Source organism: Gordonia sp. NPDC062954 (assembly GCF_044543825.1).
Lineage (GTDB): Bacteria > Actinomycetota > Actinomycetes > Mycobacteriales > Mycobacteriaceae > Gordonia > Gordonia tangerina.
The window spans coordinates 413408-425318 of sequence record NZ_JBITWL010000001.1; the positions used below are offsets into that span (position 1 = coordinate 413408).

Annotated in this window: 12 protein-coding genes; 2 read left to right on the forward strand and 10 right to left on the reverse strand. The window is 67.9% G+C overall.

Translation table 11 applies throughout. The features are described 5' to 3' along the window. Positions 1-2 precede the first annotated feature (2 nt). From gatA to ACIGKQ_RS01935, 3 genes are all read right to left on the reverse strand, one after another. A complete protein-coding gene (gatA, locus tag ACIGKQ_RS01925; protein WP_396572092.1) occupies positions 3-1490 on the reverse strand; it encodes an Asp-tRNA(Asn)/Glu-tRNA(Gln) amidotransferase subunit GatA in 1488 nt (495 codons plus the stop codon). After that, complete coding sequence (gene gatC, locus ACIGKQ_RS01930; protein ID WP_235722549.1) at positions 1487-1801, reverse strand: Asp-tRNA(Asn)/Glu-tRNA(Gln) amidotransferase subunit GatC; 315 nt, start codon at positions 1799-1801, stop codon at positions 1487-1489. Before gatC ends, gatA begins: the two co-directional genes overlap by 4 nt. Positions 1802-1879: 78 nt before the next feature. Beyond that, positions 1880-2470: an antibiotic biosynthesis monooxygenase gene (locus ACIGKQ_RS01935; RefSeq protein WP_235722547.1), complete on the reverse strand. Its 591-nt coding sequence runs from the start codon at positions 2468-2470 to the stop codon at positions 1880-1882. Between the two features lie 140 nt (positions 2471-2610). Here ACIGKQ_RS01935 and ACIGKQ_RS01940 point away from each other — a divergent pair, with 140 nt between their 5' ends. Beyond that, positions 2611-3279, forward strand: coding sequence for an amino acid-binding protein (locus ACIGKQ_RS01940; protein WP_396572094.1), 669 nt, complete (start codon positions 2611-2613; stop codon positions 3277-3279). Between the two features lies 1 nt (position 3280). Here ACIGKQ_RS01940 and ligA read toward each other — a convergent pair whose 3' ends face one another. Then, entirely contained in the window at positions 3281-5359 is a 2079-nt protein-coding gene (ligA, locus tag ACIGKQ_RS01945; RefSeq protein WP_235722538.1) for an NAD-dependent DNA ligase LigA, read from the reverse strand. 61 nt (positions 5360-5420) lie between these two features. Here ligA and ACIGKQ_RS01950 point away from each other — a divergent pair, with 61 nt between their 5' ends. Then, positions 5421-5807 (forward strand): MmcQ/YjbR family DNA-binding protein, encoded by a 387-nt coding sequence (locus ACIGKQ_RS01950; RefSeq protein WP_235722536.1) that lies wholly within the window; start codon positions 5421-5423, stop codon positions 5805-5807. Between the two features lie 46 nt (positions 5808-5853). On the opposite strand, the gene ACIGKQ_RS01955 is transcribed toward ACIGKQ_RS01950, so the two are convergent. From ACIGKQ_RS01955 to ACIGKQ_RS01980, 6 genes are all read right to left on the reverse strand, one after another. Further along, entirely contained in the window at positions 5854-6876 is a 1023-nt protein-coding gene (locus ACIGKQ_RS01955) for a vitamin-B12 independent methionine synthase (RefSeq protein ID WP_266061712.1), read from the reverse strand. Continuing rightward, positions 6873-8018, reverse strand: a complete 1146-nt coding sequence (gene mnmA / locus ACIGKQ_RS01960) for a tRNA 2-thiouridine(34) synthase MnmA (RefSeq protein WP_235722535.1) — start codon at positions 8016-8018, stop codon at positions 6873-6875. Before mnmA ends, ACIGKQ_RS01955 begins: the two co-directional genes overlap by 4 nt. After that, positions 8018-9226: a cysteine desulfurase family protein gene (locus ACIGKQ_RS01965; RefSeq protein ID WP_235722533.1), complete on the reverse strand. Its 1209-nt coding sequence runs from the start codon at positions 9224-9226 to the stop codon at positions 8018-8020. Before ACIGKQ_RS01965 ends, mnmA begins: the two co-directional genes overlap by 1 nt. A gap of 132 nt (positions 9227-9358) precedes the next feature. Beyond that, positions 9359-10444 carry an NAD(P)-dependent alcohol dehydrogenase gene (locus ACIGKQ_RS01970; RefSeq protein WP_235722532.1) on the reverse strand — a complete coding sequence of 362 codons (1086 nt, stop codon included), beginning with the start codon at positions 10442-10444 and terminating at the stop codon, positions 9359-9361. 6 nt (positions 10445-10450) lie between these two features. Next, positions 10451-10936, reverse strand: a complete 486-nt coding sequence (locus ACIGKQ_RS01975) for a DUF4334 domain-containing protein (protein ID WP_235722530.1) — start codon at positions 10934-10936, stop codon at positions 10451-10453. A gap of 92 nt (positions 10937-11028) precedes the next feature. Continuing rightward, on the reverse strand, positions 11029-11910 hold the full coding sequence (locus tag ACIGKQ_RS01980; protein ID WP_266061714.1) for a 1-acyl-sn-glycerol-3-phosphate acyltransferase: 882 nt from the start codon (positions 11908-11910) through the stop codon (positions 11029-11031). Position 11911 lies beyond the last annotated feature (1 nt).

Below are 11911 nucleotides of genomic sequence, written 5' to 3' on the forward strand. Positions count from 1 at the left end.
TGCTACTCGATCGGCCCGCGCGCCGCCTCGTAGGCGGCGCCCACCCGATACAGCCGGTCGTCGGCCAGCGCGGGGGCCATGATCTGCAGGCCGACGGGCATGCCGTCGTCGGCCGACAGACCCGACGGCACCGACATCGCGCCCACTCCGGCCAGGTTCACCGGCAGGGTGCACAGATCAAACAGATACATCGCAAGTGGGTCGTCGACCTTCTCCCCCAACGCGAACGCCGTGGTCGGGGTGGTCGGCGAAACCAGGACGTCGACCTTCTCGTAGGCTGCAGCGAAGTCGCGCGCGATCAGGGTCCGCACCTTCTGGGCCTGACCGTAATAGGCGTCGTAATAGCCCGACGACAGCGCGTAGGTGCCGATCATGATGCGCCGCTTGACTTCTGGACCGAAGCCGGCGTCGCGGGTCATCGCCATCACCTCTTCGGCGCTGTGTGTGCCGTCATCGCCGACGCGCAGCCCGTACCGCATCGCATCGAAACGAGCGAGGTTCGATGACACCTCAGACGGCAGGATCAGATAGTAGGCGCCGAGGGCATAGCTGAAATGCGGGCACGACACCTCGACCACCTCGGCGCCGCGGTCGGTGAGCACTTGCAGCGCTGCCCGGAACGACTCCAGGACACCGGACTGATAGCCCTCACCCTGCAGTTCGGTGACCACGCCGATGCGCACACCGGTCAGATCCTGCTCGGCACCGAACCGCGCGGCCGCCACCACGTCGGGGACGGGCGCGTCGATCGACGTGGAATCGCGCGGGTCATGGCCGGCGATCACCTCGTGCAACAGCGCGGTGTCGAGGACCGTCCGGCCGCATGGACCACCTTGATCCAGCGACGATGCACAAGCCACCAGGCCGTAACGGGACACGGTGCCGTAGGTGGGTTTGACGCCCACCGTGGCGGTGACCGCCGCCGGCTGCCGGATGGAGCCGCCGGTGTCGGTGCCGATGGCCAGCGGCGCCTGATACGACGCGAGTGCGGCCGCGCTGCCGCCGCCGGATCCACCGGGGATCTTGTCGGTGTCCCATGGATTGTGGGTGACCTGATAGGCCGAGTTCTCCGTGGAGCTACCCATGGCGAACTCGTCCATGTTCGTCTTGCCGAGAATTGGGATGCCGGCCGCCCGGAGCCGCTCGGTCACCGTGGCGTCATACGGCGGCACCCAGCCTTCGAGGATCTTTGAACCGCAGGTCGTCGGCGCATCGGTGGTGGTGAACACATCCTTCAGCGCGATCGGGACACCGGCGAGTGGCGAAGGCGCCTCGCCTCCGGCGATGGCGTCGTCGGCGGCCTTGGCGGCGACCAACGCCTCAGCGCTGCTGATGTGCAGGAAGGCGCCCAGGTCGGTGTCGACCTCGGCGATGCGGTCGAGATGGGCCTGGGTGACCTCCACCGACGACAGCTCACGCGCTGAGATCTTGGCGGCGAGGTCGGCGGCCGAGAGCCCGGTGATCTCGCCGGCGGTGCGGGCTGATGTCACTGTTCCTCCCCGAGGATCTGCGGGACGGCGAACCGGTCCTGTTCCACACGTGGCGCACCGGAGAGCGCCTGATCGGTGGTCAGGCCGGGGACCACCACGTCGGGGCGCAACACGTTGGCCAGCTCGGCCGGGTGTGCGGTGCCGGGCACATCGTCGGCCGCGACCTCGGACACCTGCGCCACATGAGCCAGGATCGAGTCGAGTTGCTGGGCGTACTGATCGAGTTCCTCATCGGTCAGCGCAAGCCGGGACAGCCGAGCCAGGTGCGCGACCTCCTCCCGGGAGATGGCCGACTCCGATCCGCTGGACATGCCAGGTCCTTTCTCGCCGAGTGCTCAGGTGTGCCCCACCAGCCTATGGGAGTCGATTGCGCGCGCGTGACGCGGTGCTCAGTGCAGCCACCGAGCCAATCGAACGGTGATCCACGGCAACACGACATACACCATGATCGGCGTGTTGATCAGCGTGGCGATGAGCGTGGTGAGCACCAGCGGGAGCCCGTCGATTCGGCTGACCACCACCACATTGATGAGCAACGACATCGGGAAGAATCCGAGCCAGATCGTGATCGCCTGTTTCCACCGCGGCGGCGCCGCCCCGGCGACCCGGACGGCGTGGGTCAAGTGCTGCTGCGGCTCGAACCAGCCTTCGATGCCCGACAAGCGGTGCGTCGCATACTCCACCGCGACGCCCTCACCTCGCGACAGCCAGGCCTTGCGCACTGGTGAGGACACCCAGTCGTCCATGGTCTTCTCGTCGGCAAACCGATAGACCACGTAGTACTCGTCATCGATTCGGGAGTTGCGCAGCCAGCCACCACCGAGGAATCCCGGAAACGTTCGCGCCAACGCGATGCCCGCATCGGTCCAACTCACGAAGTCGTGCTCACGCCCCGGCTCGATCCGGCGGGCGACTGATGCGGTGACCTGGGTCGAGATCTGGGGCTGATCTGCTGCGGCGCCTGTGTCGTCGGTTGCCATGACATCATCGTGACCCCCGACCATCACCGGCGCAGTACTCGCGCACCCGCGCGGCGGCGCGGTGGGCCTGCGCCCACGGCACCTGCGCAGACCGGCCGCGGCCCCCTCTCGTCACACGGTGGTCACACCTCGGTGCAACAATGAGCCGCGTGTCGTACCTGCTGCGCGTGTACCTCGAGGACCGCCCGGGCAGTCTCGGACTGCTCGCCGTCCAGCTCGGTTCGGTGGGCGCCGACATCCTGTCGCTGGAAGTGGTCGAACGCGGCGAGGGCTATGCCGTCGACGATCTGGTCGTCGACATCGCGCCCGGTTCGCTACCGGACGGTCTGATCACGGCGGCCGAAAAGCTCAAGGGGGTGCGCGTCGACTCGATCCGACCGTATGCGGGGGTTCTCGACACCCACCGCGAACTGGAGCTCGTCGATCAGGTCGCGACCACCGACGACCACAAGCTGCAGGTCCTCGTCGACAACGCACCGCGCGTCCTGCGGGTTTCGTGGGCAATGGTGATCACCAGCGCCAGCAACGGGGTGTTGCAGCTGTTCGGCAGCTCCGGCGCGCCGGAGACACCACTCACCCGGGCGGACTGGCTGCCCATCGATCGAGCCGCGCAACTCGATTCCACCGCCGACTGGGTGCCTGAGGCATGGCAGGAGATGGACACGCGCCTGGCGGCCGCGCCGCTGGGGGACGGCGCACGAGCGGTTCTGCTCGGCCGTATCGGCGGCCCGGACTTCCGTCCTTCCGAGATCGCCCGACTCGGCTATCTCACCGGCATCGTCAGCACCGTGCTGCGCGCCGACAGCTGACTCACTCGGCCTCTGGTGCTTCACCGGTCTGCAGAAGATGGGTGAACGCCTGCTCGTCGAGGATCGGGACACCGAGCTGTTCGGCCTTGGCGGCCTTGGTGCCCGGTGAGTCTCCGACGACGACGTAATCGGTCTTCTTCGACACCGACCCCGACGCCTTACCGCCACGTTGCAGGATGGCCTCCTTGGCGCCGTCGCGCGAGTAGTCCTGGAGAGACCCGGTCACCACGATGGTCTTGCCCGTCAACGTCCGGACGATCGAGTCGTCGCGTTCGTCCTCCATGGAAACGCCTGCCGCGCGCCACTTCTCGATGACGTCGCGGTGCCAGTCGACGGCAAACCAGTCGTTGATGCTCTGCGCGAGGGTCATACCGAGCCCCTCGACCTCGGCCAACTGGTCGGTGGACGCGTCTTCGATTGCCTGCAGCGAACCGAATTCGGTGGCCAGCGCACGAGCTGCGGTGGGACCCACATGCCGAATCGACAACCCGACCAGCACGCGCCACAGCGGTACCTTTCGCGCGCCGTCGAGATTGGCGAGTAGTCGCTTGCCGTTGGCGGAGAGTGCTCCGGCCTTCGTGCGGAAAAGATCGGTCCTGGTGAGGTCGTCTGCGGTGAGCGAGAAGAGGTCTCCTTCATTGGTCAGGACACCGGAAGACAACAGCGCCGTGGCTGCCTCATATCCCAGCGCCTCGATGTCGAAGGAACCGCGGCCGGCGAGATGGAACAGCCGCTCGCGCAGCTGCGCCGGGCACGATTGGGCGTTGGGGCAGCGGATGTCGACATCGCTGTCCTTCTCCGGACGCAACGCGGTGCCGCATTCCGGGCAGTGCGCGGGCATTTCGAACTCTCGCTCACTGCCGTCGCGAACGTCGACGACGGGACCGAGGACCTCAGGAATCACGTCGCCGGCCTTACGGATGGTGACGGTGTCGCCGATGAGCACCCCTTTGCGCCGCACCTCGGATTCGTTGTGCAGAGTCGCTCGCGACACCGTGGAGCCGGCGACGAGTACCGGCTCCATGAACGCGAATGGGGTCACCCGGCCGGTACGCCCCACCCCGACCTTGATGTCGAGCAGAGTGGTGGTCGCCTCCTCCGGCGGGTACTTGTAGGCGATCGCCCAGCGTGGGGCGCGCGACGTGGAACCGAGGCGCCGCTGCAGCGCAACGTCATCGAGTTTCACCACGATGCCGTCGATCTCGTGTTCCACGTCATGGCGGTGCTCGCCCCAGTAGGCGATCTTGTCCAGGATCTCGTCGGCGCCGGCCACCTTGGTGGTATGGGCGGACACCGGCAGCCCCCACGCTCCCAGCGCCAGATAGGCATCGTGCAGCGACGCGGGGCGCCACCCCTCGGTGTGGCCGATGCCGTGGCAGATCATCCGCAGTCGCCGCCGGGCGGTGACCTGTGGATTCTTCTGACGCAGAGAACCGGCCGCCGAGTTGCGCGGATTGGCGAAGGGAGGTTTACCGTCGTCGACCAGTGAGGCGTTCAGCGCCTCGAAATCCTCGACGCGGAAGAACACCTCACCGCGCACCTCGAGTTCGTGTGGGATCGGGAAGCCCTCGGCGGCGGTGAGCCGACGCGGTACGTCCTCAATGGTGCGCGCGTTGAGTGTCACGTCTTCGCCGGTGCGTCCGTCCCCGCGAGTGACCGCCCGGGTCAGCGTTCCGTCGACGTAGACCAACGACAGCGCCACGCCATCGATCTTGAGCTCACACAGGAACTCACCGTGACCGCCGGTGTCGACGTGCACACGATCCACCCAGGCGCGCATCTCGTCGGAATCGAAGACGTTGTCCAGCGACAGCATCCGCTCCAGATGGTCGACCGGGGTGAACGCCGTGGAGAAGCCTCCACCGACCAGCTTCGTCGGCGAATCCGGGCTGGTCAGTTCCGGGTGCGCGTCCTCGAGTTCCTGCAGTCGTCGCAGCAACCGGTCGAATTCGCCGTCGGAGATGATCGGCGCGTCCTTGACGTAATAGCGGAACTGGTGATCGCGGATCTCGTCGGCGAGAGTCGTCCATTGCTCACGCAGGTCACCGCCGGCGTCGGTGGGGTTGCCTTGTTCTGCCACGTCACGAGCGTATCGAAGGTGTCCGACACATCCGCAGTGCCGATCGTTCTAGGCTGAGCCCATGCCGCATCCGATCATGTTCTCCGACGACGACCCGTACCTGGGACGGATTCGCGAGATCGCGCTGGCACTGCCCCACACGACCGAGGTCATCGCGCACGGGCGCCCGACGTTCCGATGCCCCAAGATGTTCGGCAATTACGGCGGCAGTGTGAAGGGCAGTCGGGAACGCCATGACCAGTCGGTGCTGTTCGTCGCCGACCCGGCCGAACGCGAGGCGCTGCTCGCCGATCCGCGCTTCTACCTGCCCGCCTACCTCGGGCCGGCCGGTTGGCTGGGGATGCTGCTGGACGAGAGGACCGATTGGACCGAGGTCACCGAATTGCTCGACGCCAGCTACCGCCAGATCGCGCCCGCGAGATCCGTCGCCGAACTCGACGCGCGCTGAATCTGGGTCGCCGTCTGGCGCCTCGGAGCGCGTGCGGTGGCTCCGATCACAGCGCCTCGGGATCGGTGCCGAGGAGTTCGCCGGTCGCCGCACAGACCCCCAGCGCCGCCTTCGCCCAACCCGGCTCGGCCCCGGCCAACCCACAGGTGGGGCTGACCACAACGCTGTCCGACAACACTTTTCGGGGTAGCCCGATGCGGTCGACGAGGGTGGCCAGGCGGGTGGCGACGGTCTCGGCTCGCACGCGGCGATCCCCGCCGGTGCCGGGCACTACACCAGCCACCAACATGTCACCGCGGTCCAGCAGCATCCCGAGCCCGTCGAGATCGTCACTCGTCACGCTGGTCACATCAAGTGACCAACCGACTCCGGGCATGCGCGTGATGAGGTCCCAGCGCGGGGCGGCGCAGCTGTGCACGATGGCCGGACAGTCGACGACGTCGATCAGCCCGCGCAACGCATCCACGACCTCGACGACCGGGACCGCCGGAATGGTGTCGAATCGGGTCAGCGGTACCACCGCGCCGTCGATGACCTGGCCGACCATCGGCTCGTCGAGCTGCACGATGATCTCGGCCCCGAGCCGGCGGGTCACCTCCCCCACCAACTCGCGGGTCCCCTCCGCGGTCGACGCGACCACGTCTCGCCACGCCCCGCGATCGCGCAGCACCTTGTGACCGGACGGCAGTTCGACCGACGCCGACAGGGTGAAAGGCCCGCAGACCTGGATTTTGAAGGGGCGCGAGGTACCGATGAATCCTGCAGCGTCCCAGATCTCCTCGACGGCATCGAGGTCGGCCTGCAGATGATCGCGGGCACGCCGGGCCGACCCCGCGCCCCGTGACCCGAGCCGGTAGCCCCAGGTGTCGGCATCCATGGGTAGATCGACGAGGACTGCGGCCATTCGTCCGATCATGTCGGCGCCCACGCCACGGGCGGGCAGCTCGACGAGATGGGCGAGGTCGAGTTCACCGTTCACAACGGCCGCTGCCTCGCGGGCGTCGGTGCCGGGCATCGAGCCGATGCCGGTCCCGGTACCGCCGAGCTGGATTCTCTCGGCTGCGTTCACCGGTGGGCGCCGGCCGGAACCCGTGCGTCGGGGGCGCCGGACGCGGGATCGGAGTCGGTGGCACGGATTCGTCCGGAACCCAGTACGAGGTCACCGTGTTGCGCGTCGGGTGCGTAGAGCACTGCGGCCTGACCTCGCGCCACGCCGGTGAGAGGTTCGGCGAGGGCGATCTCGATCGCGGGTTCGTCGTCGGCGAATATCGGGGTCGCACGGGCCGGGGCGAGACCGCCGTGGGCGCGTACCTGCACCATCACGTCGATTGGCCCGTCGGGCACCACTCCGGATGTCCACACGGCGCGACCGGCGGTGATGGACCAGACATCGAGGTGGGCGGCCGAACCGACTGTCACCGTGCCCGAGGTCGGATCGATATCGGTCACGTACCGCGGTTGCCCGTCGGCGGCCGGTGCGTCGATGCCGAGTCCCTTGCGTTGGCCGATGGTGAAGCCGTGCACGCCCTTGTGGTCGGCGAGTCGTTCACCACTGTCGGCGTCGACCACCGCCCCCGGCCGGATGCCGATCCGTGCGCCGAGGAAGGCGCGCGTGTCTCCGGTCGGGATGAAGCAGATGTCGTGGGAGTCCGGTTTCTCGGCGACAGCCAGTCCACGGCGGGCCGCCTCCTCACGGATCCCGCTCTTGGGTGTGTCCCCCACCGGGAACATCGCTCGTGCCAGCTGCTCGGCGGTCAACACAGCGAGCACATAGGACTGGTCCTTGTCCTCGTCGACCGCACGCCGGAGCTCACCGTCGGCCAGGCGCGCGTAATGTCCGGTCGCGAGCGCGTCGAACCCCAGCGCCACCGCTTTCTGAGCCAATGCGGCGAATTTGATCTTCTCGTTGCATGTCAGACACGGGTTCGGGGTCTGACCGGCTGCGTAGGCATCGACGAACTCGTCGATCACGTCGTCTTTGAACCGGTCGGCGAAATCCCAGACATAGAACGGGATGCCGAGAACGTCGGCGACACGACGCGCGTCGGACGCGTCCTCCCGCGAACAGCAGCCACGCGATCCGGTGCGCAGCGCACCTGGAGCGCTCGACAGTGCCAGGTGGACGCCGACCACCTCGTGTCCGGCGTCGACGGCGCGGGCAGCGGCGACCGAGGAGTCGACGCCACCACTCATCGCGGCGAGTACGCGCATCAGCTGACCTCTCCACTCGGTGATGACACCAGGCCGGCCGCACGAGCGCGGTTCACGACCTGGCCGATGACCTCGCCGACCGCGTCGACGTCGGCAGTTGTCGACGTCGGGGCCAGCGAGAAGCGCAGTGACCCGCGCGCAGTCGGGACGTCGAGTCCCATGGCCAACAACACGTGACTGGCCTGTGCCACGCCTGCGGTGCACGCGGATCCGGTGGAACACTCGACACCGTTGGCGTCGAGCAGCATCAGCAGCGAATCCCCCTCACAGCCGTCGAAGGAGACGTGCACATTGCCGGGCAGGCGGCGTTGGTCGCGCGGACCGTTGGCGGTGGTGCCGGGCAACGCGAGGAGCCCGGCGAACAGCTTCTCGCGCAGCGCCGTCACGGACTCGATGTTCGTCTCGAGATGGTCGGTCGACCAGCGCAATGCCGCCGCCATGCCGACCGCGCCGGCCACATCCTGCGTACCCGAGCGCACGTCACGCTCGTGCCCGCCTCCGTGCAGCAGCGGGACACAATCGACGTCGCGGCGCAGCAGCAAGGCGCCGACGCCCTGGGGCCCACCGAACTTGTGGGCCGCGAGACTCATCGCGGCCAGCCCGGCGGCACCGAAATCGACCGGGATGTGGCCGACCGCCTGGATGGCATCGGAGTGGACCGGAACCCCGAACTCCGCCCCGATGGCGGCGAGCTCGTCTATCGGCTCGATCGTGCCGACCTCGTTGTTAGCCCACATCACCGAGATGACCGCGGTCTCGTCGGCATGCTCGGCCAGCTCGGCCTGCAGCCACGACGGTGATACGAAACCCTCGCCATCCACCGGCGCGATCACCAACTCGGCATCCTCGACGTCCGACAACCACAGGGCCGGATCGAGGATGGCATGATGTTCGACCGCGGACACGATGACCCGGCGCCGACGGCCATCGGCTCGCCGCCGCGCCCGGTAGATCCCCTTCAGAGCGAGGTTGTCCGCCTCGGTACCCCCACCGGTGAAGATGACCTCCGAGGGTCGGGCCCCCACCGACGCGGCCACCGATTCGCGTGCCTCCTCGAGTCGGCGACGCGACCATCGGCCCGACCCGTGCAGCGACGACGCGTTGCCCGGCTGCGCGAAGACAGCGGTCATCGCCTCGATGGCGTCCGGCAGCATGCCGGTCGACGCAGCGTGATCGAGGTAGATTGGGGCTCGGGATGGCGTGGACATGTCTCAGCAAGGATAAACGCGCATCGACGGCCCACCAATTCCCGCACGATCCGACAGTGAGGTGATCGACACGAGCCGGGCGGCTGTCGGTGGGACTCGCCCACCGCCGGAGCGCCGGTGGGCGTCCGCGCGTCAGAAGTCGAACAGCAGCACCGGCTTGACGGTCGTGCCGGTCAGCGAGTCGGCCGCGGCCCGCTCGATGTCGGCGAACGGGTAGGTCGTGATGAGCTCGTCGAGCGGCAGTTCCCCGGCGAGATAGAGGGTGGCGAGTTCCGGGATGATGTCGGCCGCGACCACATCACCCTCGATGACGCCGCGGATCGTCAGTCCTTTGTAGAGAACGCTCATGACGTCGAACTCGAGGGTGCGGCCGATCCCGACGAGCGCGATGTCGCCGCGGGGTTCGGCGGCCTGCACCGCCGCCGCGACGACATCCTGCCGGGCGGTCGTGTCGATGCCGTGATCGGTACCGCGCCGATGGATCGACCGCACTGCGCGGGCCACATCGTCGGTCGCGGCGGGATCCACGCTCCCGATTGCGCCGAACTTCTCCGCCAGTTCCCGGCGTCGGGCGATCGGATCCACCGCCACCACGTCGGCACCGGCGCGGACGGCGGCGAGCACCGCGCACAGCCCGACACTGCCCGCCCCGTACACCGTCACCGTGGAGCCCGGCGCCGGACGGATCACCTGAGTGACGGTGCCGTACCCGGTCTGCACACCACACCCCAACGGTGCCGCGACACTGGCCGGAACATCGGCCGGTACCGGTATCGCGTTGTCGGCGTGGGCCATCGCGTAGGTCGCAAAGCTCGACTGGCCGAAGAATCCACCGAAGACGGGGTCGGAACCCCGCCGCAACGTCGGGGAGCCATCGGGTCGGCCGGCCATGTTGAGTCCGGCCGTGCAGTACGCCGGGTGACCGCTCGTGCACTGGCCGCACCGCCCGCAGCTGCGGAAGGTGAGACTCACCGTCTGCCCGGCCTGCAGGCCCGTGACATCCGGTCCGACCGCGGCCACCACCCCGGCGCCCTCATGCCCGAAGACCTGCGGCAGGCGACGCCGTGACCAGGTCGCCTTCATGCCGAGATCGGTATGACAGATACCGACCGCCCGCATCTGTACCAGTACTTCGCCGGCGCGCGGCTCGTCCATCTCGATCTGCATCACCTCGAAGGGGCCGCCCGGGGTGGAGACGACCGCGGCGTCGATCTGCACCGGCGCTCAGTCCCGCTCGAGATAGAAGTAGAGGTGCCGGCCGTCGACGACACCACCCTTGCCGTTCATGATGCCCATCACGGTGTTGGCGTCGACGCGCTTGAAGTGGTCGATGACCGGCTGACCGTCGTAGACCATGGACGCGGTCACCTCACCGCGGAACTCGATGGCCCAGAGACTCGCTTCGCCTTTGCCGAGTTTCTTGTCGGAGAACAGCTTTCCGTCCTCACCACGGCACACCAGCGGCTGGACATCGCTGCGGGAGACGAAGGTCTTGCCATACCAGCCGGCCTTCTCGAGCATGCCGTTGACCGGATGGCCGGTGGTGAACTCTCCTCCCTTCCACGCACCGAACATCTCTTCGGGGCGCATGGTCTCCAGTGCCGCCCAAACTGCGTCGAGTTCGGCATCGTCGACGACGCCGGTGGCGGCGACGAGGGCGGCGAATCGCTTCTGCGCCTCAGCGCGGGACAGGGCCGGTGCGGACGTCATTGCTCGCAGTCCTCCTGATGTTGGATCACCACGCCGACGGGTCGTCGTGCGTTCGGGATACAACATATATGAGATATATCAACGATTTCATCTCAACCTGCGGCCCCGGAGACCAGCCGCTCGCAGCGCAGTGCCAGGGCACGACGGTCGGCATCGGGTAGCTGCGCCTCGTGGACGGTGGCCCGCACGACGAGACCGCGCACGGCCAGCACCCGGCGCAGCGTGTCCAACGGCGAGTCGTCTCCGATCAGGCTGGCCGCTGCCGTGACCGAGCCGTCGTGGGCGGTGAAACGCAGATGAACCGGGATGATCGGCACACCGGCGTCGATGGCCGCTTGGAAGAAGGCCGGGCGGAACCGACCGGCCTCGCGGCCACACCACGTCGTGCCTTCGGGGAACACCGCCACGGAACTGTCGCGATGGAGTCGCTCCACCGCCTCGGCCACGGTGGCCGGCAGGCGGCGCAGCGCCGCACGGTCGATCGTGATGACGCCGAGTCGGCGGGCGATCCCCGAGATCACCGGCATCGCGGCGACATCGGATTTCGCCACGAAGTGCGCGGGGCAGATCACGGCGAGCGCGAAGATGTCCAGGAACGACGTGTGATTGGCCACGATGAGACCACGCGTGCCACCCACGAACGGGCGGCGGTCGTCCACGCGCACCGACACACCGATCGACCACAGCAGTGCGCGGGCGGCCCGCACGAGGTACCGACGACGGACCAGGCGCGGACACACCGCCGCCAGCGGCCCGGTCAGGGCGAGCAGCACGACCATGGCGAACAAACCCGTCAGCCGGATCGCGACGAGCAGATATCCGCCCGCTTCGGCCGGATCGAGTTGGCGGCACCGATCCCCACACGCGCTGTCGGGGTACCACGCATGCTTCGACCCGACGACGGTGAGCGCAGGCGCATCGAGCGGTGGCAATGCGACGACCGGTTCGGCGGGCGGACTCGACGTGATGGTCATG

What these genes read in the sequence shown, in the direction of transcription:
- ACIGKQ_RS01975 (WP_235722530.1), bottom strand. Translation starts at nt 10,936, where the DNA reads ATGACGTCCGCACCGGCCCTGTCCCGCGCTGAGGCGCAGAAGCGATTC.
- mnmA (WP_235722535.1), bottom strand. Translation starts at nt 8,018, where the DNA reads ATGCGCGTACTCGCCGCGATGAGTGGTGGCGTCGACTCCTCGGTCGCC.
- ACIGKQ_RS01965 (WP_235722533.1), bottom strand. Translation starts at nt 9,226, where the DNA reads ATGTCCACGCCATCCCGAGCCCCAATCTACCTCGATCACGCTGCGTCG.
- ACIGKQ_RS01950 (WP_235722536.1), top strand. Translation starts at nt 5,421, where the DNA reads ATGCCGCATCCGATCATGTTCTCCGACGACGACCCGTACCTGGGACGG.
- ACIGKQ_RS01980 (WP_266061714.1), bottom strand. Translation starts at nt 11,910, where the DNA reads ATGACCATCACGTCGAGTCCGCCCGCCGAACCGGTCGTCGCATTGCCA.
- gatC (WP_235722549.1), bottom strand. Translation starts at nt 1,801, where the DNA reads ATGTCCAGCGGATCGGAGTCGGCCATCTCCCGGGAGGAGGTCGCGCAC.
- ACIGKQ_RS01935 (WP_235722547.1), bottom strand. Translation starts at nt 2,470, where the DNA reads ATGGCAACCGACGACACAGGCGCCGCAGCAGATCAGCCCCAGATCTCG.
- ACIGKQ_RS01940 (WP_396572094.1), top strand. Translation starts at nt 2,611, where the DNA reads ATGAGCCGCGTGTCGTACCTGCTGCGCGTGTACCTCGAGGACCGCCCG.